The 20251-nt window shown below is 68.0% G+C and carries 20 protein-coding genes; 7 read left to right on the top strand and 13 right to left on the bottom strand.

The window, feature by feature from the left end; translation table 11 throughout:
• Positions 1–393: 393 nt before the first annotated feature.
• Together E4J16_RS14330 and E4J16_RS14325 are read right to left on the bottom strand one after the other, a co-directional pair.
• Positions 394–1458 (bottom strand): ABC transporter permease, encoded by a 1065-nt coding sequence (locus E4J16_RS14330; protein ID WP_136191960.1) that lies wholly within the window; start codon positions 1456–1458, stop codon positions 394–396.
• Positions 1455–2468: an ABC transporter ATP-binding protein gene (locus E4J16_RS14325; protein WP_136314410.1), complete on the bottom strand. Its 1014-nt coding sequence runs from the start codon at positions 2466–2468 to the stop codon at positions 1455–1457. Before E4J16_RS14325 ends, E4J16_RS14330 begins: the two co-directional genes overlap by 4 nt.
• 119 nt (positions 2469–2587) lie before the next feature.
• Here E4J16_RS14325 and E4J16_RS14320 point away from each other — a divergent pair, with 119 nt between their 5' ends.
• Positions 2588–3634: an AAA family ATPase gene (locus E4J16_RS14320; protein WP_136314409.1), complete on the top strand. Its 1047-nt coding sequence runs from the start codon at positions 2588–2590 to the stop codon at positions 3632–3634.
• A gap of 156 nt (positions 3635–3790) precedes the next feature.
• Positions 3791–4201, top strand: a complete 411-nt coding sequence (locus E4J16_RS14315) for a hypothetical protein (RefSeq protein WP_136314408.1) — start codon at positions 3791–3793, stop codon at positions 4199–4201.
• Positions 4202–5889: 1688 nt separating this feature from the next.
• On the opposite strand, the gene E4J16_RS14310 is transcribed toward E4J16_RS14315, so the two are convergent.
• The 8 genes from E4J16_RS14310 to E4J16_RS14280 all read right to left on the bottom strand — a co-directional run bounded on the left by E4J16_RS14310 (position 5890) and on the right by E4J16_RS14280 (position 11759).
• The gene (locus E4J16_RS14310) at positions 5890–6324 is read right to left on the bottom strand and encodes a hypothetical protein (protein ID WP_136314407.1); all 435 of its coding nucleotides are present in this window, start codon (positions 6322–6324) and stop codon (positions 5890–5892) included.
• Between the two features lie 33 nt (positions 6325–6357).
• Positions 6358–6531 carry a hypothetical protein gene (locus E4J16_RS15220; protein ID WP_168709525.1) on the bottom strand — a complete coding sequence of 58 codons (174 nt, stop codon included), beginning with the start codon at positions 6529–6531 and terminating at the stop codon, positions 6358–6360.
• Between the two features lie 124 nt (positions 6532–6655).
• A complete protein-coding gene (locus E4J16_RS14305; protein ID WP_136314406.1) occupies positions 6656–7270 on the bottom strand; it encodes an Imm5 family immunity protein in 615 nt (204 codons plus the stop codon).
• A 3-nt stretch (positions 7271–7273) separates the two neighbouring features.
• Positions 7274–7510 carry a hypothetical protein gene (locus tag E4J16_RS14300; RefSeq protein ID WP_136314405.1) on the bottom strand — a complete coding sequence of 79 codons (237 nt, stop codon included), beginning with the start codon at positions 7508–7510 and terminating at the stop codon, positions 7274–7276.
• Positions 7497–8096: a DUF6301 family protein gene (locus tag E4J16_RS14295; protein ID WP_136314404.1), complete on the bottom strand. Its 600-nt coding sequence runs from the start codon at positions 8094–8096 to the stop codon at positions 7497–7499. Before E4J16_RS14295 ends, E4J16_RS14300 begins: the two co-directional genes overlap by 14 nt.
• Entirely contained in the window at positions 8083–8595 is a 513-nt protein-coding gene (locus E4J16_RS14290) for a DUF6301 family protein (protein WP_136314403.1), read from the bottom strand. Before E4J16_RS14290 ends, E4J16_RS14295 begins: the two co-directional genes overlap by 14 nt.
• 69 nt (positions 8596–8664) lie before the next feature.
• A complete protein-coding gene (locus tag E4J16_RS14285; RefSeq protein WP_136314402.1) occupies positions 8665–9186 on the bottom strand; it encodes a DUF6301 family protein in 522 nt (173 codons plus the stop codon).
• Positions 9187–10100: 914 nt separating this feature from the next.
• Positions 10101–11759, bottom strand: coding sequence for a hypothetical protein (locus E4J16_RS14280; protein WP_136314401.1), 1659 nt, complete (start codon positions 11757–11759; stop codon positions 10101–10103).
• A 677-nt stretch (positions 11760–12436) separates the two neighbouring features.
• Between E4J16_RS14280 and E4J16_RS14275 the strand changes: the two genes are divergently transcribed.
• Both E4J16_RS14275 and E4J16_RS14270 read left to right on the top strand, forming a co-directional pair.
• Positions 12437–13930 carry an aspartate kinase gene (locus E4J16_RS14275; RefSeq protein WP_136191945.1) on the top strand — a complete coding sequence of 498 codons (1494 nt, stop codon included), beginning with the start codon at positions 12437–12439 and terminating at the stop codon, positions 13928–13930.
• On the top strand, positions 13927–15066 hold the full coding sequence (locus E4J16_RS14270) for an aspartate-semialdehyde dehydrogenase (RefSeq protein ID WP_136314400.1): 1140 nt from the start codon (positions 13927–13929) through the stop codon (positions 15064–15066). The genes E4J16_RS14275 and E4J16_RS14270 overlap by 4 nt, the downstream gene beginning before the upstream one ends.
• 86 nt (positions 15067–15152) lie before the next feature.
• On the opposite strand, the gene E4J16_RS14265 is transcribed toward E4J16_RS14270, so the two are convergent.
• A complete protein-coding gene (locus tag E4J16_RS14265; RefSeq protein ID WP_168709524.1) occupies positions 15153–15860 on the bottom strand; it encodes a GNAT family N-acetyltransferase in 708 nt (235 codons plus the stop codon).
• Positions 15861–16173: 313 nt separating this feature from the next.
• On the opposite strand from E4J16_RS14265, the gene trxA reads away from it, so the two are divergent.
• The 3 genes from trxA (at position 16174) to E4J16_RS14250 (ending at position 18215) form a co-directional block, all read left to right on the top strand.
• Positions 16174–16551 (top strand): thioredoxin, encoded by a 378-nt coding sequence (gene trxA, locus E4J16_RS14260; RefSeq protein WP_136314398.1) that lies wholly within the window; start codon positions 16174–16176, stop codon positions 16549–16551.
• Positions 16552–16754: 203 nt separating this feature from the next.
• The gene (locus E4J16_RS14255) at positions 16755–17249 is read left to right on the top strand and encodes a Dps family protein (protein ID WP_136191941.1); all 495 of its coding nucleotides are present in this window, start codon (positions 16755–16757) and stop codon (positions 17247–17249) included.
• A 69-nt stretch (positions 17250–17318) separates the two neighbouring features.
• A complete protein-coding gene (locus E4J16_RS14250) occupies positions 17319–18215 on the top strand; it encodes a macro domain-containing protein (protein WP_136314397.1) in 897 nt (298 codons plus the stop codon).
• Here the strand turns inward: E4J16_RS14250 and E4J16_RS14245 are convergent.
• Positions 18203–18460, bottom strand: a complete 258-nt coding sequence (locus E4J16_RS14245) for a PspC domain-containing protein (protein WP_136191939.1) — start codon at positions 18458–18460, stop codon at positions 18203–18205. The genes E4J16_RS14250 and E4J16_RS14245 overlap by 13 nt on opposite strands.
• A gap of 192 nt (positions 18461–18652) precedes the next feature.
• Positions 18653–20080, bottom strand: coding sequence for a glutamate-1-semialdehyde 2,1-aminomutase (locus E4J16_RS14240; RefSeq protein WP_136314396.1), 1428 nt, complete (start codon positions 20078–20080; stop codon positions 18653–18655).
• Between the last annotated feature and the right edge of the window lie 171 nt (positions 20081–20251).

The following is a 20251-nucleotide window of genomic DNA, read 5'->3' as shown; positions in this document are numbered from 1 at the left end:
CGCGATGAGCCGGGCGTGGTGAGCTGGGCCGGCTCGCCACGCCAGAACGCCAGGCCTGGCTGCACCTGGCTGCCGATAGCTCCGGCGCCCGGGAGCGGGGCCGTCTGTAACGCCACTTCGCCGTCTGTAACGCCACTTCGGCGTTAACAACGCCAGTTAACCGTCTGCTGAAGGCCCCAGAGGTATACAGCAGAGCGTTAAGTAGCGTTGTTAACGCCCAGCCGGCGCACCAGACACCCCACCCCACCCCGCCCCATGACATGTCCCAGGACATCGTCAGCACTCCTGCCGCCGCTGTGTCGACCGACCGTGACGGTATATCCGACCGAAGTGGATGGTTAGATCGGCCGATCTCGGTGCGGGAGGGCGGCGGGCAGACTCAGGCCCGACGACTCACGCCAGGCGGATGCCGCGGGGGAGCGGACCCGCCGGGACCCGCAGGCGGCGGGCCGCGGCCCAGGCGCCGCCCGCGCCGAGCAGCAACAGCAGCGCCGCGCTAGCCGGCCAAAACGCCACGTGGTCGACGCGCGACCAGTCGTGCGAGTACCCGTCGTCGTTGACGGATTCGGTTTGCACGTCGCAGTGGTCAATGACCGTTGGTTCTGAGGACTGCGGGTCGCGCATTGCGTCCATTCCTCGGCCGAGCCCCTCCAGCAAGCTCTCGGAGTCATAGTGGTCCAGCGGCGCGCGGGCGGAGACGTCTCCCAGTGCCACGAATGGATTGGGAATGAGCATCCACCAGATCCGCTCGGCGTGAGTGACCGTGGTGTGGTATCTGTAGGGATCCTCACGGCACACCAGCTTGTCCTCCGTGGAGGCGTCATAGTCGATGCTGTAAATGATCTGTTCCTGCTGCTCCTGCACCAGGGGAGTGGCGATCGCCAGAGCGAGCGGCGTACCGACCGCCAGCGCCGCCACCACCAGGTAAGTCAGCACCGCCGACGCCGAGGTGCGTGCCGTCAACGCGGAGAAGCCCAGGCCGATGCCGCACACCGATCCCAGCGTTACCACCAGCAGTATCAGGTGGCCCAGCAGCGCCGGCAGGGTCGCCCCTCCCACCGCCGCCAGTATCAGCAGGAACGGCAGCGCCACCACCAGGAAGGCCATGGCTGCCACCAACGCCGCCAGCAGCTTCCCGACGGCGATCTCCCAACTGCGCAACGCCGTCGCCTGCAACAGCGCCAGGGTCGCGTCGGCGCGGTCCCCGTTGATGGACGTGGCCGACAGCGTGGGTGCCACTACCAGCCCGATCCCGAGCACGAAGCACAGCACCACGTCGTACAGGACCGGCGCGAACTCCTCACGCTCCATGCCCGCGGAGACGGACAGCCCCGTCATGCCCACGAACAGCACCACGAGCACCAGCGCCCACACCAGCAGCATCACCCACCAGCGGGTCGACCGCACTCGCTGCCGCAACTCCAGCACCATCACGGTGTGAACTCCCCGCAGACTCATGCCCGCTCCTCCTCCATTACGAGGTACGCCGCCTCCAGCGCACCGGTCACCGGAGCGAAGGACACCACCTCGACTCCGTCCTCAACGGCCAGCCGCAGTATGCGTGCTGCAGCGGCGTCGTCGGGCACTTCCAAATGCACGGAGCCGCCGGGGTCGACGACGGCGCCCGGCGGCGCTCCCGCGCGCGCCCACGCGGCCAGGCGCCCGGAGTCCAGGGCCCGCATCCGCCAGGTGGTGCGCAGCGGCGTCGGACGCACCGGCACCGCGCCCCCGGCCGCCGCCGCAGTCCCGGTCCCGGGCTCCGCACCAGAAGCTCCTGCATCCTGGCTGGAGGCCGTCGCGACGGCGTCGGCGGAGTTGGCGCCAGGCGGCACAACTGCGCGCCCACGGGACATGAAGATGACACCGTCGACCATCTCCTCCAACTCGCCCAACACGTGGCTGGAGATCAGCACCGTCGCCCCCTGGCCGGCCAGGTCCCGCAGAATGCCGCGCAGATCGGCGCGTGAGCGGGGGTCCATGCCGGCAGCCGGCTCATCCAGCAGCAGCACCTGCGGGGAATGGACGAGTGCTCGCGCCAGGCCCAGGCGCTGCTTCTGCCCACGCGACAGCACGCGCGCCGGGGTGCGTGCCATGTCTTCCAGATGCACGAGGGCGAGCATGTCGGCCGCGTGCTCGCGGGCGGTCACGTCGTCGAGGCCCTGGGCGGCGGCGAAGGTCAGCAGAATCTCAGTGCAGGTCAGCGAGTCCCAGGTGCCGAAGGCATCCGGCATCCAACCCACCGCCTGGTGCACCTGACGCGGCTGGGTGACCGGATCTAGGCCCGCCACCTTGATCGTGCCCGTATCCGGGCGCAGTAGGGCCGCCAGCATGAGCAGCAGGGTGGTCTTGCCCGCCCCGTTGGGGCCCACCAGGCCGGTGATGGCGCCGGACGGCGCGGACAGGCTCAGCCGCTGCACGGCCGGTGCCGACCCGAAGACGCGTGTGACCTGGCTCGCCTCAATGCTCATGGGGCATAATGTAACGGTTACGCCATGGAGTGGCGAGTTTGCCGCCTGGACCGGCGCGTGGTGGGCGGCTCGGGTCGGGAGATGGCAGGCCTTCCGCGCGTCGCCGGTAGGATTCAGCCATGGTTGACCAGCCGATCACACGCCTAGGCGTGACCAACTTCGGGCCCTTCGCGTCGGCCGACCTGACCTTCTCGCCTCAGATCAACGTCTTTGTCGGTACGAACAACACCGGCAAGTCCATGCTCCTCAAGCTGCTGTACTCCATGACGGCGGTCGCCTCGGAGAAGTCGAATCCGGCGCGACGCGGTGCGGGCGCCGACAACTGGCCGGGGGACCTCCCCGGCAAGCTGCGCGGTGTCTTCAACGTGGACTCGATCAGTTCTCTCACCACGCACGGGCAAGGTCCGACCCGTCTTAACCTCACGCTGGACGACGAAAGCGATCTCGTCTACGTGTTCTCGGACGACGAGATGCCCGGTGACAGCAATGTCCTCCTCGACGTCGGCTTACGCCGCCCCCGCTACTTCCCGGTCTTCATTCCCGCACACGAGATCCTTTCAGTGGCGCACGGACTGCGCTCGCTCTTCGCCACCTACGAGCTCCCCTTTGATGAGACCTGGAACGACCTGGCGACGCTCCTTTACCGCCCCCGACTCAAGGACCGCTCCGACACGGAGATTGAGGACGTCATCGGCGACATCGTTGGCGGACGCTTCGAGGTGAGGGATGAGCGCTTCGTTCTGCGCCGCGACACAGAGGGTGATTCAGGTGTTCAGCTCGAGGCGCCGCTGGTCTCCGAGGGGCACCGCAAGCTCGGCATGATCCAGGTGCTCCTCGCCAACGGGGTTCTTAAAGATCAGGGGTACCTGTTCTGGGATGAGCCCGAGGCGAATCTCAACCCCGCTTCCATCCGGCTCCTCGCCCCGCTCATCGCCGGGCTCGCCCGCTGCGGGGTCCAGGTCTTCCTCCCCACGCACAGCCTATTCCTCCCGCGCGAGCTCCAGATGCTCGACGAGGATGAGGATGCAGACATCCGCTACTTCGGGCTCGACCGTGCCAACGACGATCCGGTGACCGTGACGCAGGCCGATGACCTTGACGACCTGCCCGTCATCACTGCCCTCGACGCCGAACTCGAACAGTCCACCCGCTACCTCTATCGGTGACCCCTCATGGTGGAGTAAGAGGTCGACGGCGCCGTCTTCTCCTTCCCGGACGGTTGGGAGGTAAGCAAGTACGACGCATGGCCGTACTTCAGGAACGCTCTCAGCAAGATCCAGGACCCCGCCGGCAAGGCGCTCCATGGCTGTGACGTCGTCGCTTTGGACGGTGACCACCTGTGGCTCATTGAGGCGAAGGACTACGCCTACCCGGAGGCGATAGCGCCCAAGGACCTGGTCGCCGTAGTGGCCGAGAAGGTCATGGATACGCTCGCGGGCCTGCATGCCTGGACCCGCGCCGAACACGCCGAGCGGGAGACATGCCTTAAGGCGGTGAAGACGCAGCGGCTTTCGGTAGCGCTGCGCATCGAACTGCCCGGCGCGCAGCCGCACGCGAGGCGAGATCGGCAAGCCGCCGCACAGCAGACGATGGCGAACTATCAGCAGGAGCTCCGCAAATCCCTCCGCCGCGTCGTCAACGGCAAGGTTCACGTCATCACAGGCCGGGAGGACCCATCGACTGTCGCGTGGACCGTGCGATGGGGCGAGGAGGGACGTCAGGATCACCGGTAGTAGGTGTGCCTTCGAGGGACGCCGCCGCGTGGACTAAGAGGGCTGACCCAGGAGTCGGCCGGGCGTTGCACGACCTTGGTGCATGTTTCACGACCACCCCGGGGTCGTGAAACATGCACCAAGGTCGTGGAACGACGCCCGGGGTCGTGGAACGCGGCGGAGCGTCAACGCGGGCGCCGGCGCGGGCCGGAGGTCGCCGTCCGGATGCGCCCGCCCACGCCACCGGCCCCGCTCGCACCTGGCGGTCGCCGTAAGCCGCCGTAACACGCGGGCCGTATGCTTAGCCCCGACGCCACGCCGAGGACGCCGGGACGCCCCGTCATGCGGGGCCACCCGCTGCTTCGGCGTCGGCAACGACCAACCGGCAGCACAACGGCAGGAACCCCCACATGGCACTGGTCGTGCAGAAATACGGAGGCTCATCCGTCAGCGACGTCGAATTCATCGGAGTGGCGTTGCCATTCATGTTCGAGCAGGTCTTGGTAAGCCGGTGATCCGACTATGGAGTCGACGCCCCAGATAGGTCCGAGCAGGCTGACCGTGACGTGATCGGGTAGTGCCCAGGTGTATCCGCGCTGCGAACCGTTGCTATTGTTGCTATTGCTGGTCCAGGCCACGCCGAAGGACCTGTGAAACGCGTCCATGTACCCGTTGTAGGCCTGCTGCTGCCGAGAAGCACGCCTTGGCTTTTAGTCACCTCTGGGGTTGCGACGGGTGAGAGGGGTAGATGCGCCGATCGGCTCGCCGTCAAGGTCGAGAATGCGGCCGTAGTACTCGCGTCTGGGTGATAGATATGTTCTGAATCGCCGTGCGTCCTTGCGGTCGGTAAACCATCGGAGGTCGTCGCAGACGGCGCGGGCCGTCTCCCAGGTGATGGGCCAGTCGAGCTCGGCCAACGTCAGTATCCATGCCATTGCGTTCCCGACGGGCAGGGCCCGCCTGGGAGCGAACAGTTTGCAGAGGCTCGTCCTGATGGGGATGGATCGTGCCGATGCGTACCGATGCGTGGAGGAGCTTGGCGCCTGTTGGTTGGGCGTTTGTTGCGTGGCGGTGCGGCGGGATCTCTCCGGTCCAGCCGATCCGGTCTCAGGGCACACTGGATCCCTGCCATCAAGTTTGGGCTGCGATGAAGCGAAATCACTGAGTTCAGTGGAGTCCGGTGCATAAAGTCTGGCTTCCACACCTGCGGCGGAGCCTATCAGGCTGATCGTTGCTCGATTCGGCAGGTACCAATCGGTCCGCAGAACATCGCTGCGCCTACCGGTCTCAGAGCCGGCGCCGTACACGTATGTCAATGACCGGGCGTAACGATCGTACATTGCCCAGACCCTGGAAATCCACTCAATGCTCTCCTGGTCCGGAGGAATGGTTGACGCCAGGGCGACGGAACACCACTACATCTTGTGCGAAAGTACGAGACGGTTTCGTCGTCCTGGCCTACGGGGGCGGGTACTTTAGTGAATAAGCCGCCGGGAGCACTTGGCCAGCCGAGTTTGTCGCGGGTGGCGTAGGCGGTCTCCCAGGTGATGGGCCAGTCGAGCTCGGCCCAGGCGCGGATCCACTCGATGGCGCGCTCGACGGGAAGTATTTTTATCTCGGTCATGGTGGGCGGCTTCTGCTGAGGCCATGTGCGGTGAGGCAGAGGTGTCTGTGGATGGGGGTGCAGGTGGTGGGGCGGAGGTGCCGGCTTAGTTGCCGAAGTACTCCGGGTACTCGACCGTCGGGTCGTGCTCGGCGTGGTCTACCCACGAGGCGCGAATTTCGTCGGCTGTGATGCCTGGTGTGAGGACGACGTGACCAGTGAAGAATGTGTCCGTGAGCCACAGAACAAGATTCGGATCAGGATTGAGAGAACGTATCCAGGCTATCGTCTCAGCTATTCCGGGAGCCTCTAATGCGCCCCTGCATGCGATGGTTGTGCTGTCGGGGAAGTGGGATAGTTCCGTTAGCGTTCCGTCAATAAAGGGGTACGCGTAGCAGTCGGCGTGTCTATTCTCATGGTCGTCAGAGTATATGATCCTGCATCCGGGCCACCTCGCTTGTGTGGCGCCGGTGAATGTTGTTCGGTCAACGATCGTTAGATCGGTCGATTCTGGCGTGAATACGGTTAGGGACGTTGTCATGATCGCCTCTCTTGTTGGGGCGACGTTAAGGAACTATTCTGATGGTGAGTGGGAAGTCCTCCCCGAGTATACGTCGGGGGCGGGTGTCCGGCCGAGTTTGTCGCGGGTGGCGTAGGCGGTCTCCCAGGTGATGGGCCAGTCGAGCTCGGCCCAGGCGCGAATCCACTCGATGGCGCGCTCGACGGGAAGTATTTTCATCTCGGTCATGGTGGTCTGCTCCTGCTGGCGACATGTGCGGTTATGTGGAGGTGGCTGTGGTTGGATGGCGCAGCTGGTGGGGTAGAGGTGCCGACTTTAGTGCCACTCCGGGTGCTTGACCGCCGAGCTGCATTCACATAGTGAGCGCCCAAGGGATGGCATGGTCCAGGTACCAGGTCCAGAAGGCGCGGCGGGCGTTGACGTTGATTTGGTCTGCGGGTTGCCAGTTCAGGCCTCCTGCGGCGGCGCTTGCGTACGCGTAACTTGTCTCTAGAGCATCTGGTAGCAGCTCGTCGTCGTCCTGTTCGTTGGCTTCGGCGGTGTCGTAGTCCGGATTCCTTTCGCACGCTGACAGTACGGTGTTACGAGCCGCGTCGGCGATCATCATCGCCGGGTAGTTCCTCTCGATTGCTCCGTACTTGGAGGTCACCGAACTCAGGAAGGAATCGCTCGCCCGCTCCGCGGTTTCTGGGTCGACCTGCCGGTCAATGAGCTGCTGTGTCAGGGCCAGCATTTCCTCGATACCGCCATGCCCTGGAAGTACTCGCTCCCAGATGTGCTGCACATGGCGGATGCAGGCGATCTTCAGATAGGTTCTGTGTCGGTAGGAAGCTTCGGGGTCGGCTGGGTCATTCATGGCAGTCCATATCTGTGCCCGCCGGGGCAATGAGAGCACCCCTTTCGGGTTGGTTGCTACTTCGGTGCGTGCAATCCAAAGCTGCCTAGATAATGCGTCGCATCTGTCCATACGTCACCTGCGTGGCGTGTGCGCGAATAACTTGCATAGCGGCCGGCAGTGTTTGTCGCGGGTGGCGTAGGCGGTCTCCCAGGTGATGGGCCAGTCGAGCTCGGCCCAGGCGCGAATCCACTCGATTGCGCGCTCGACCGGGAGGATACGCACAGTCTGCGGCAGCCCATCCCCGTGGTGACTCGGGCGAATGCTGGCGGTGGCGTTGCCGGGGGCGGTGCCGGGGTCAGTCATCGACATAGTCCGCACCGTACTTCTCAACAAAGTACGCATCCCATTGATCGATCGCGGTGACTTCGGGGGATTTCAAGATGGCCCGCATGATTTTGCCTGATGTGATTAGAGTTACGGTGACTTGGTTGCTGAGTATCCAGTCGGTCTGAAGAACGTTGGTTCTGTTGCCGGTTTGTTCGCCGGGTCCGTGCAGTGCTGTGAGTGCGTTAGCGATGGCATCGTATGTCTGGCACAGGGAAGTCGTCCAAGGAGTGTTCGGCTCGGCTGATAGGTTACGGGAGCAAAGCGTTATCGACACCTCGCTGCACCGGCCGTCCAGTCGTATCAGGTACCCTCCGTCTTGGTTGACGGTGAGTTCTGTGGTGAATAGCTCGGGGTCTTCGGGGGCGGGTGTCCAGCCGAGTTTGTCGCGGGTGGCGTAGGCGGTCTCCCAGGTGATGGGCCAGTCAAGCTCGGCCCAGGCGCGGATCCACTCGATGGCGCGCTCGACCGGGAGGATACGCACAGTCTGCGGCAGCCCATCCCCGTGGTGACCCGGGACAATGCTGGCGGTGGTGTCGTCGGGTGAGCTGCCGGATTCAGTCATCGACATAGTCCTCACCGTACTTCTCGACGTAGTAGGCATCCCATTGATCAATCGCGGTGACTTCGGGGGAGTCCAGCATGACGCTCATGGACTTGTCTGAGGCTACTAGGCTTACGGTGACTTGGTTGCTGAGTATCCAGTCGGTTTGGAGGACGTCGCTTCGGTCGCCGGTCTGCTTGCCGGTGCCGTAAAGCTTTGTGAGTGCGTCGGCGATGGCATCGTGAGCCAGCCACAGGGAAGTCGTCCAAGGAGTGTTTGGTTCGGCCGACAGGTTACGGGAGCAGAGCGGGATCGAGAGGCCGCTACAGGCGTCGTCGAGTGTGCTGAGGTATCCCCCGTCTTGGTTGACGGTGAGTTCGGTGGTGAATAGCTCGGGGTCTTCGGGGTTGGGTGTCCAGCCGAGTTTGTCGCGGGTGGCGTAGGCGGTCTCCCAGGTGATGGGCCAGTCAAGCTCGGTCCAGGCACGGATCCACTCGACGGCGCGCTCGACCGGGAGGATGCGCATGCTGCGTAGCGGCGCGTCCGTGTGGTGGTTCGGGTTGACGCTGGCGGTGGCGCCTCCGAGGTGTCGGGTTCAGTCGTTGACATAGTCCTCACCGTACTCCTCGATATAGGCCAGTTCCCGTTGATCAATCGAGGTGATAGCGGGCGAGTCTATATCTGCGTCGATTCCCTCTGACGAACCTATTAGGCTAATGGTGACTCCGGTGGGGAGTACCCAGTCTGTCTGAACAACGCCGGTGCGATCCCCGGTCTGTTTTCCATTACCGTAAAGCTCCGTCAGCGTTTTCGCGTAAAGTTCAAACGCTGTCCACACGTTGGCAACCCATGTGTCGTCGTGCTCGCCCAGTGCATTAAATGATGTTAGAGGTATCGCCGCACCTCCAACTGTTTCATGGTAGCTGGTGATGTATCCTCCCCGATCTCCGACAGTGAGTTCTGTGGCGAATAGTTCGGGGTCATGTGGGTTGGGTGTCCAGCCGAGTTTGTCGCGGGTGGTGTAGGCGGTCTCCCAGGTGATGGGCCAGTCGAGTTCGGCCCAGGCGCGGATCCACTCGATGGCGCGCTCGACGGGAAGTATTTTCATCTCGGTCATGCTTGTGGTCTCCCTTGCCGGGTTGGATGTCGTGTTGTGGTGGCTGGTCGTGATGCTATAGGGCTGCGATGGCCTCCTCCATGGCCTGGATGACCTGGGGTGTGAGGGTGAAGTAAGTCTTGGCGCTGGCCTGGGCGTATCCGGGTGCGGGGGTTGAGTACACCTCGATCAGGAGCCTGGTGCGTCCTTCCTTTACGGACTGCCAGACTTGGGGATTGTCGTGGAAGTACTGGGCTACGCGGGGATCGCTCAGCATGCGGTCACGCACGTAGGCCGGCGTGGCCTGCGCGGCGGGGCCCTCGAAGCGTGTGGGGACCTTGGTGGTGGATACCTTGGCGGTGCCGCCCTTGTACTCGGGGAAGACGATCTCGCTGCCGTCGGGCTTTACCCCCATGCCGTCCAGCCGGTGACTGCCGGGACCGGGCGTGCCGGGCCCGGTGGAGTGGAAGGACTCCGGGATGTCGTACCCGCGGCGCGCAAGTGCCTGCTCCCCGCCCCGCTCGCCGATGTACTCGGCAATACGCCGCTCCGCTGGCCGCGCCTCAGTGGCCTGCTTTGCGGTATTACGAAGCGTCTTGATTTGGGTGTCGCTGTACCCAGATTTCTTTAGATTCCTGAGTGTCGTCTTGATTTTCTTAGCGTTAAAATCCGTCATGTCGTAGCCGGGTGGCATGGCGTCCCTGAGGCGCTTCTCGGCTGCCTGGCGGGCGGCCCTGGCGGCGTCGCGCTGGGCGAAGAGACGGTTGATCTCGGCCAGGTCGGTGGCGTTGCGGCGGACGGCGCGGGTGAGGGCGAGGCTTTCGGCACTGGTGCGGGCGGCGGCGCGGGTGAGGGCGACGTTTTCGGCTGCGGTGCGGGCGGCTTTGCGGGTTCCGAGTCCGAGGGCGGAGCCGGGTATGAAGGTCAGGGCGAAGTCAAGTCCGTCGAGCAGTACCTGCTCCCAGGTGGCGTTGGTGGCGTAGGAGCGTGTGGCGGTGGCGGGGTCTTGGAGGAAGGTGGCGATGCCGCGCCCGTGGGATAGGGCCCAGGTGCCCACGCCGACGGCCCCGAGTGCGGTGGCTACCGACAGACCGCCCCAAGTCAAGAAGAGGACGGCGAGGGCGGTGACCAGGATCTGACCGGGCAGGCCCAGGGAGTCCCACCACTGCGCGAGCCCGTCCAGCAGGCCGGCGAAGAAGTAGGGCCAGTCCTCCTGTCGCAGCCAGGAGCCGATGTGCTGGGCGAGGGCGGTGCCGTACCACCAGCACACCGCCACCATCACCGCTGCGACTGCGAGGGAGATGAGGCGGAAGGTGTTGCGCGCGGCCGGTTCGGTGCCCGGGGGTGGTCACGGTCATGGCGTCCTGTCGCACCCCGCGCACCTGGGCGCCCATGGCGCGGCCCTCGGCCATGCGCGCCCTGCGGGTCAGGGTCCGGTCCCCGTAGGCGGCGGCGATGACCACCAGGTCGGACCAGGTATAGGCGGCCAGCCACACCACGGCCTGCACCGGCACCCGCAGAGCAGCGGGAGCACCGGTCATGGGCAGACCGGGCGCCTTGGGGGCCTCCAGGGCGACGTCGCCGGACACGCCGGCGCGGTGGCGGCGGCGGGCGTCGACCAGCATGCAGGTGATGAACAAGGCCACGGAGACGGCGATCTGGGTGTGGCCCTGCCCGCGCACCTGCCAGGCCAGGCGTATCCAGGTGGGGATGGCGGTGTCCTGGTCGGCCCAGCCGGACCAGCCGACGGTGGCGTTGTAGCAGGCATGATCCACTATCGCCATCGTCAGCATCGCTGCTGGCGGTAGCCAGGCGACGGCGCGCCACCAGGGTTTTGCGGTGCGCCACAGGGCCAGGCCCAGGGCGACGCCCATGGCCACGCCCATGGTGGGGACCTGATGACCGGTGGTCATCGGCCCTGCGGGAGCGGCGTCGATACCCAGAATCTGTTCGGCCCAACTGCCCCCAGACAGTTGGAACGCCCCGGATGTCCACGGGTTCAGCGAGTAGTGGAGCCGGTTCTCACCCAGCAGCTCGGCGAGCATGCCCGGCGGCGCCAGGCGGCGGGCGCCGTCCTCGGCGATGGTGAAGCCCGCCCCGGTAGCGAACCCCAGCAGCGCCCAGTCCACCGCCGCCAGGCGTCTGATCCGGCCCGGCGCCACCACCGCCAGAAGCAGCAGTGACAGCAGTTTGCCCGGCTCCTCAACGAAAGCCGCCAGTGCGATGCGGGCGCCGTCATCGGTGGTGGACAATCCGATCGACTCACCGATCGCCCGGGTGGCGTGGGCTATCAGTAGTGACCAGGGCACGCTGATGCCCATCAGCAGCAACAGCGGCCGCAGGCCCACGGTGCGGGTGCGCGCCAGCAGCCCCACCACCAGCAGGCAGCCGGTCATGAACAGCGCGGGCACCAACCCGATCGCCAGGCGCGGCACCACCACCAGCGCGATCACACCCAGCACCAGCGCCACGGTGGATACCACTCGCTGAGCCCGCACCACCGCGCGTGCGAAACCCGCATGGTGCGCCCACCAGCCCCGCCAGCCCTCCAGCGCCCGCTCCCACCACTCCGCCGGCACATCCAAAACCGACAAGACATGATCCGCGCCCGCGGGACCGGGCGCACTCACACTCCCAAGCGGGGGCGCTGCTAACGCAGACACAGGCGCGGGCGCGGATGCAGGTGCTGACGCAGGCACCACAAACCCATACCCCTGCACAGACCCGGCGGGCACGCCAGCACCAGCCGCCGATGCCGGCTGGCTCGAGTCGTTGTCCGCAGTCGGCATCACCCCATACGCACTCTGCGGCGCAGCGGCATGCCGACCCCGCGCCGGCTCCGGCGAAGGACCTGGTGGAGGCGAGGGCGGAGGAGGCGCCGGGACGTCCCCACCCACCACGGATGCGGAGCGGTCCCGCCGAACGCCGTCGTCACCACCCGCTGCCTCGCGCCCAGCGCCGCCGTCGACCATGAACCAGCCCTTTCAGGAACTAACAGGGATAATGACGAAACCGTAACGCTCGCCATGCGGCGACTTTAGGCGTGTCCTCCCCGTGACGCAACCCCGGCCAGGATCAAAGTGGCGCCCGTCCGGGATCGGGCATCTGCCCGCGCCCACCTGGCGGTCGCCGTAAGCCGCCGTAACACACGGGCCGTATGCTTAGCCCCGACGCCACGCCGAGGACGCCGGGACGCCCCCGTCATGCGGGGCCACCCGCTGCTTCGGCGTCGGCAACGACCAACCGGCAGCACAACGGCAGGAACCCCCACATGGCACTGGTCGTGCAGAAATACGGAGGCTCATCCGTCAGCGACGTCGAGGCGATCCGCCGCGTCGCCAGGCGCGTCGTCGCCACCCGCAAGGCGGGCAACACCGTGGTGGTGGTCGTCTCCGCCATGGGTGACACCACCGACGACCTGCTGGACATGGCCGGCGCCGTCTCCACCAAGCCGCCCGCCCGCGAGATGGACATCCTCCTGTCCGCCGGCGAGCGCATCTCCATGGCGCTGCTGGCCATGGCCATCGGCGAACTGGGCGTGCCCGCCCGCGCCTACACCGGCGCCCAGGCCGGCGTGCTCACCGACTCCAAGTACGGGCGCGCCAGCATCGTCGGCGTCATCCCCGAGCGCGTCGCCCGTGCCGTACAGATGGGGGCGGTCGCCGTCGTCGCCGGCTTCCAGGGCATCAACGAGGTCGAGGACGTCACCACCCTGGGCCGCGGCGGCTCCGACACCACCGCCGTCGCCCTCGCCGCCGCCCTGAACGCCGACGTCTGCGAGATCTACACCGACGTCGACGGACTGTTCACCGCCGACCCGCGCATCGTCCCCAGCGCCCGCCGGGTCGAAGCCATCTCCAGCGAGGAGACCCTGGAGATGGCCGCCAACGGCGCCAAGATCCTGCACCTGCGCGCGGTGGAGTACGCCCGCCGCTTCGGCGTGCCCCTGCACGTGCGCTCCTCCTTCTCCGACAAGACCGGCACCTGGATCTACGACGGCCGCCGCGAGGGCGCCTTCATTCCGCCCCTGGTCCCCGGGGCCGACGACGATGCCCCCTCCGCCCCCACGCCCGCCCCGCCGGCTGGCACCACCCCGGCGCCGGCCATGGACGCCGTCACCGGCCGCGTCGTCGCCCCCACCGGTTCCCAGCCGCCCGACGGAGCCTCCGTCGGCGCCGCCCACACTCGCGCCGTCAACGCCCGCGCCCAGGCCCGCCCGCACCCGTCCGCCAAGGAGGATCACGTGGAAGCCCCCGTCATTTCCGGTATCGCCCACGACCGCAGCCAGGACAAGATCACCCTGGTCGGCGTGCCCGACATCCCCGGCGCCGCCGCCCGCATCTTCGAGATCGTGGCCCGCGCCGACACCAACATCGACATGATCGTCCAGGACGTGTCCGCCGAGGGCACCGGCCTGACCAACATCTCCTTCACCTGCCCCGACGGCGACTCTGCGGCGGCCCGCGCCGCCCTCGAGGCCGCCCAGGACGAGCTCGGCTTCAAATCCCTGCACTTCAACCCCAACATCGGCAAGCTCTCCCTGGTCGGCGCCGGCATGCGCTCCCACCCGGGCGTGTCCGCCAAGCTATTCGGTGCCCTGAGCGATGCCGGGATCAACATCGACATGATTTCCACCTCCGAGATCCGCATCTCGGTGGTGGTGGACGACGCCGTACTCGACGAGGCCGTGCGCGCCGTCCACTCCGCCTTCGGCCTCGATGCCGAGGCCGCCGAGGCGGTCGTCTACGGAGGTACCGGACGATGAGCAACCAGAACAACCAGCACGTGGACGCTTCCCCGACGGCCGCGTCCCCCGGGGGAGTCGGTGGGTACGCCGGCCCCGCAGACGGCGTGAACGTCGCCGTCGTCGGCGCCACCGGCCAGGTCGGCCGAGTCATGCTCACCATGCTCGCCCAGCGCGACTTCCCCGCCCGCAGCCTGCGCCTGTTCTCCTCCGCCCGCTCCGCCGGCACCGTGGCGGAGTTCCGCGGCGCCCGCATTGAGGTGGAGGACGTGGCCACCGCGGACCTGACCGGCATTGACGTGGCCATCTTCTCCGCCGGTGGGGCCGCCTCGCGCGAGTACGCGCCCCGCTTCGCCGCCGCCGGCGCCGTCGTGGTGGACAACTCCTCCGCCTGGCGCCGCGACCCCGACGTGCCGCTGGTGGTCGCCGAGGTCAACCCGGAGGCGCTGGCCGACCGCCCCAAGGGGATCATCGCCAACCCCAACTGCACCACCATGGCGATCATGCCGGCCCTGAAGGTGCTGCACGATGAGGCCGGGCTCCGGCGGCTGGTCGCCTCCACCTACCAGGCCGTGTCCGGCTCCGGGCGCGCCGGGGTCGCCGAGCTGGCCGGGCAGGTGCGCGGCGTCGTCGAGCAGGGGCAGGAGATCGAGGGCCTCGCCCTGGACGGCCGGGCCGTCACCTTCCCCGAGCCGAACGTGTACGTGGACACCATCGCCTTCAACGCCGTCGCCTGGGCCGGGAACGACGCCGGCGACGGGACCGGGGAGACCGACGAGGAGCAGAAGCTGCGCAACGAGTCCCGCAAGATCCTGGGAATCCCGGACCTGCGCGTGTCCGGCACCTGCGTGCGGATCCCGGTGTTCTCCGGGCACGGCGTGAGCGTGAGCGCCGAGTTCGAGCGCCCCCTCAGCCCCGAGCGGGCCATCGAGCTGCTGCGCGCCGCTCCCGGCGTCACCTACGAGGAGGTGCCCAGCCCTCTGAAGTCCGCCGGCCGCGACGGCACCTTCGTGGGCCGGGTGCGCGCCGACGGCGCCTGGGACGACGGCCACGGCATCGCGCTGTTCGCGGTGGGTGACAACCTGCGCAAGGGCGCCGCCCTCAACGCCGTCCAGCTCGCCGAACTCGTAGCCGCCGAACTCCGCCGAGGTCGGTAGATCTTACGTACCGAGGTCGGTAGATCTTACGTACCGAGGTCGGTAGAAGTGGCTGGGGCGACCGCTGTCTGGGCGGCCTCCGCCACTCACGCGGAAGCCGGTGCTGCCTCCGGCACCTCGCCGGCGTACAGGTACGCGCCGACTCGCCTTGGCAGCCCGGGAACGTCGAGCTGCTGTTCTCGTGCGGCGGCGCGCGCCATCCCGCGGCTCTCGCAGAACTCGTAGTCGCACAACGAATCGGCGCGTAGGAAGAAGTCGGTGCGGCCGTGTTCGCGCAGGTGCTCCATGAAGCCGTCGTACAGACGGCTGCCCACGCCCTGTCCCCGGCAGGCGGAGTGCACCGCGAGCAGCGTGACCTCGTCGGTCAGGGCGGCAACCCCGGTGTCCAGGACGTCCTGGCACAGCTCGGCATAACGGTGCTTGAGGTTCAGCGCCTGCATGAGCAGGCCGCGTTGCGGCATTCCCACCGTTGCCAGCCAGGTCAGGCTGGCGAGCATATCGGCGCGTGCGAGAGGCCGGCAGGGGAGTGGCGTCTCATCCTCCACCCGGCCCATGATCACGCCCATGATCCGCTCGGTGCCGGGCGCCTCGTCGTCGTCCGGGGCGTCGTCGGTGGCGACGGCGACCTGCGCGTAGGTGGAGGCGAGCAGGCATTCGGACAGGAACACTTCCGCGGCGGAGCGCTCGAGGTGTGGGCGCGGCGCATAGCGCCGGATGTTGAAGGCGTCGAGGAGGATCGCCATGACTCCCTCGGCGTCCCGGGGTGCGTAGGGGCGGTAGGTGATGGTGGACATAGTGCCTCCTGGCATCGTCAGAACCAGCGTTCGCCGATGAACGGTAGGCAGGCGGCCTGGGCGGGACCGGGGAGGTGCCTTCGCGTTTCCGACGTCGTCGGGATGGGGGGCGCGAGCGCTGCGTATGTCGGGCACCACGTGCCGCGTAAGATCTACCGACCTCGGTACGTAAGATCTACCGATCTCGGTACGTAACTTCTACCGATCTCGGCGAGGGGGAGGGACACGCCGCCGGAATACCTCGGCATCTAGGACGGTTGTCCCAGGCGCCGGCGGGCAACACCGCCAGTCATCCGAGTGGGAAGGAAGCCTCATGGCCCCCAAAGACATCACCGGCGCCGAGTTCAACCAGACCGTACGCGGCGAGGGCATCACCCTCGTCGACTTCTGGGCCTCCTGGTGCGGCCCCTGCCGCCGCTTCGCGCCGATCTTCGAGAAGGCTGCCGAGAACAACCCGGACGTCACCTTCGCCAAGGTCGACACCGAGGCCGAGCAGGAGCTCGCCGGCGCCCTGGGCATCTCCTCGATCCCAACCCTCATGGTGTTCCGCGACGACGTGCTCGTCTACCGCGAGGCCGGCGCCCTGCCCGCCCCCGCCCTGGACTCGCTGATCACCCAGGTCCGCGAGCTCGACATGGACGAGATCAAGCGCAAGATCGCCGAGGAGGAGGCCGCCGGCGCGCAGGCCTGAGATCGCCGCACTCCGCGGCACAGGCCCGCGGCACAAGCGGGTCCAAGCCCCCTGGCCACTGACTGGAAGGCCGCCCGACGGCGCTACCGCCGTGTACGCCGTCGGGCGGCCTTCCGCCGTTTGCGGCTCCCAGCCGCCGCTCGGGTTCCCTCACGAGCGATAAGCCCTACCGTTAGAACCGAAGCGATTGTAAACTTCAAGCCATGAGCAAGCACCAAGTCAAGAACCCCGCCGTCATCCCCACCTTCACCGCCTCCGAGGCCCTCGCCGCCGACCTGCAGCGCGCCCTGGTGGACATCACCGCACTCAGCCTCGTCGGCAAGCAGGTCCACTGGAACCTGGTCGGACCCAACTTCCGCGACCTCCACCTCAACCTGGACGAGGTCGTCGACATCGCCCGCGAGGGCTCCGACGAGCTCGCCGAGCGCATGCGCGCCATCAACGTCTTCCCCGACGGCCGCCCCGGCACCGTCGCCTCGCAGACCACCGTCCCCGAGGCGCCCGAGGCCGCCGTCATCACCGCCGACGCCGTGGACTACATCGTCTCCGCCATCAACGCCGTCGTCACCACCCTGCGTGACATTCACGACGCCGTCGACGAGGCCGACCCCTCCTCCTCCGGCATCCTGGAGGACTACACCCAGCGCCTGGAGCAGCAGAGCTGGTTCCTGTCCGCGCAGAACTACTCCGTGAACTGACGCCGCCGACTGCGCCCGGGTGCCCGCCCGCCGCTGCCAATCGCGCGGCGGTGCGCCTAACCTGAGCGCATGACGCACGCGCCCACCGCCGACGTCGCCCGCCTGCAACGCCTCACCCGGCACTTCGCCACCGAGGCCGTCCAGGCAGGCGACGTCGCCGCATTCCCGCCGCCCGCCGCCCTCGCCGAGCTGCCGCCCGTGGAGCTGCGGCGGCTGCTGGACGGGCTGCTCACCATCCGCCCGCCCCGCGAGATCCCCGACGACGACGTCCGGGAGGACCTGGACGAGATGCTCGCCGCCGAGGCCGCCCAGCGCGTGCACGACGCCGGTGCCCCCGACGCCCTGGCGCTGCCCACCCTGTCCGCCACCCACGGGGTGGCCGGCCCGCTCGGCGCGCGCGTCGCCCTGTGGCGCGGCGACCTGACCACCCTGCGCGCCGGCGCGATCGTCAACGCCGCCAATGCGCAGATGCTGGGCTGCTTCGTGCCCGGGCACACCTGCATCGACAACGTGATCCACGCCGTCGCCGGCCCCGGCCTGCGCGCCGAATGCGCCGCCTACATGGACGCCCGCGACGGCCGCCCGGAGGAGACCGGCCGCGCGCTGCTCACGTCCGGCTACCACCTGCCCGCCGCGCACGTGGTTCACACCGTCGGCCCGATCGTCGACGGCGGCCGCCCCGCCGACGCCGACCGCGCCCTGCTGGCCTCCTGCTACCGGAGCGTGCTGGACGCCGTGGACGACGCCGGCCTGGACTCCGTGGGCCTGTGCTCGGTGTCCACCGGTGTGTTCGGCTACCCCAAGGACGAGGCCGCGCCGCTCGTGCTCGACACCCTCGATGGCTGGCTGCGCGCCCACCCCGAATCCGAGCTGCGGATAGTCATCTGCGCCTTCGCCGACGTGGACGTCGCCGCCTACGAGGCCGCACTCTCCGCCCGGGGCGGGCGTGGGGCTCAGGCCTCGTAGGGGCCGGGCATGAGCACCCAGGCGGCGACGTAGACGACCCACATCGGTCCCGGCAGCAAGGCGAGCGCCAGTGTTGCGAGCCGCACCAGGGTGGGGCTCACGGCCCAGTACTCGGCCAGGCCGCCGCACACGCCCGCCAGCAGGCGCCGGTGGGATCGCCGCGGCAGACGCGAGCGCCACGACTCGGTGCTCCGCGAGCGCTTCGGATGACGACCGTAAGGGTTGGTGGGGCGCTGCTGTGTCATGGTGCCAGCCTGCCCGCCCCGGAACGATTCCGGTATCCGGGACCATCCCGATGCCACCCTGGTTTTGGCAGCTCGGTGGAGCCCCTAGGCGCGGATGGACCGCCTAAACGCGGTTGGACCCCTGTAGCCGACGGCTACGGCGGTCCAACGCCGGGATGGCGGTCCATGTGGGGAACAGGGGTCCAACGGGCTTTAGTTGGGCCGCGCGGCGGCCGCGGCGCGGGCGGCGGCGGGTGCGGCCGCCGCAATGCGCTCGACCTCGGCATCACCGTGCGCGGCCGAGACGAACCAGGCCTCGAACACGCTCGGCGGCAGCGCCACCCCGGCGCCGAGGAAGGCGTGGAAGAACGGGGCGAAGCGCCACGTCTCCTGGGCGCGGGCGGCCTCATAGTCGCGCACGCCCTCCGCCTCGGCCGCGGGGCCGAACATGACGGAGAACAGCGAGCCGGAGTACTGCACCCGGTGCGGCACCCCCTCATCCTCCAGGGCGGCGCCGACGATCGCCCCGATCTCGCGGGCGCGGTGCGCGACCGTGGAGTACACGCCCGCATCGGCCAGGGCGAGTGTGGCCAGGCCGGCGGCCGTCGCCAGCGGATTGCCGGACAGGGTGCCCGCCTGGTAGACGGGGCCGAGCGGCGCCAGCAACTCCATCACGTCGGCGCGGCCGCCCACGGCCGCCAGCGGCATGCCGCCGCCGATCACCTTCCCGAAGGTGAACAGGTCCGGCACCCAGGCCGCCCGCTCGCGCCAGCCGGAGTTGTTCCCGTCCGGGTCGCCCGGCCAGGAGGGTGAGGGCTGCTGCGCGCAAGCGCCCGGATCCACCGCCTCCGCAGTCCAGCCGTCGACCGCCTCCAGGCCCCAGAATCCCGCCGGGCCCACCCGGAAGCCGGAGAGCACCTCGTCGGCGATCATCAGGGCGCCATGCTCCGCCGTCACCCGGCGGATGGCGGCGTTGAAGCCGGGCGCGGGCGGAACCACGCCCATATTCGCCGGCGCCGGCTCGGTGATGACCGCGGCGATCTCCTCCCCGCGGGCGGCAAAGCACGCCTCCAGGGCGTCCACGTCGTTGTACGGCAGGACCAGGGTTTGCGCGGCAACAGCCTCCGGCACCCCGGCAGAACCCGGAAGCCCGCCCGTGGCCACGCCCGAGCCGGCCGCCGACAGCAGGCCGTCGCTGTGACCGTGGTAGCAGCCGGCGAACTTCACCACCAGGTCGCGGCCCGTGGCGCCGCGTGCCAGTCGCACCGCGGTCATGGTGGCCTCGGTGCCGGTGGATACCAGGCGTAGCCGCTCCACCGGTGGCACGCGGCGGCGCACTGCCGCGGCCAGCTCGGTCTCCGTTGAGGTGGGGGCGCCGAAGGACAGCCCCCGGGCGGCAGCCGCCTGCACCGCCGCCACCACCTCCGGGTGGGCGTGGCCGAGCAGCGCCGGCCCCCAGGATCCGACCAGGTCCACGTACTCGCGGCCCTCGGCGTCAGTGACGCGTGCGCCGCGAGCGCGTGTGATGAAGGCGGGCGTGCCGCCCACCGAGCCGAAGGCGCGCACCGGGGAGTCCACGCCGCCGGGGATCACGGCGCGGGCGGCGGCGAATAGGTCGGCATTGGTCGGGGCTGATGACATGGCGGGCTCCTGGAGCGATCGAGGTGGTCTGGTGGCAGCCTACGGCGCTGTGGAACGTGCCTGGCCGGGGAAAAGTGTCCATCTGGCGCAGTTTTGAATATGCGTGACGCATCGGTTTGTTGGGCAAACGGCCTTCTACCTGGGCAAATAACCTTTTGTTATCGTGGCTGT

Origin of the sequence: Actinomyces procaprae (assembly GCF_004798665.1) — a bacterium.
Classification (GTDB): domain Bacteria; phylum Actinomycetota; class Actinomycetes; order Actinomycetales; family Actinomycetaceae; genus Actinomyces; species Actinomyces procaprae.
Note: the sequence above shows the minus strand (reverse complement) of the source record. Positions and strands in the feature narration are given on the sequence as shown.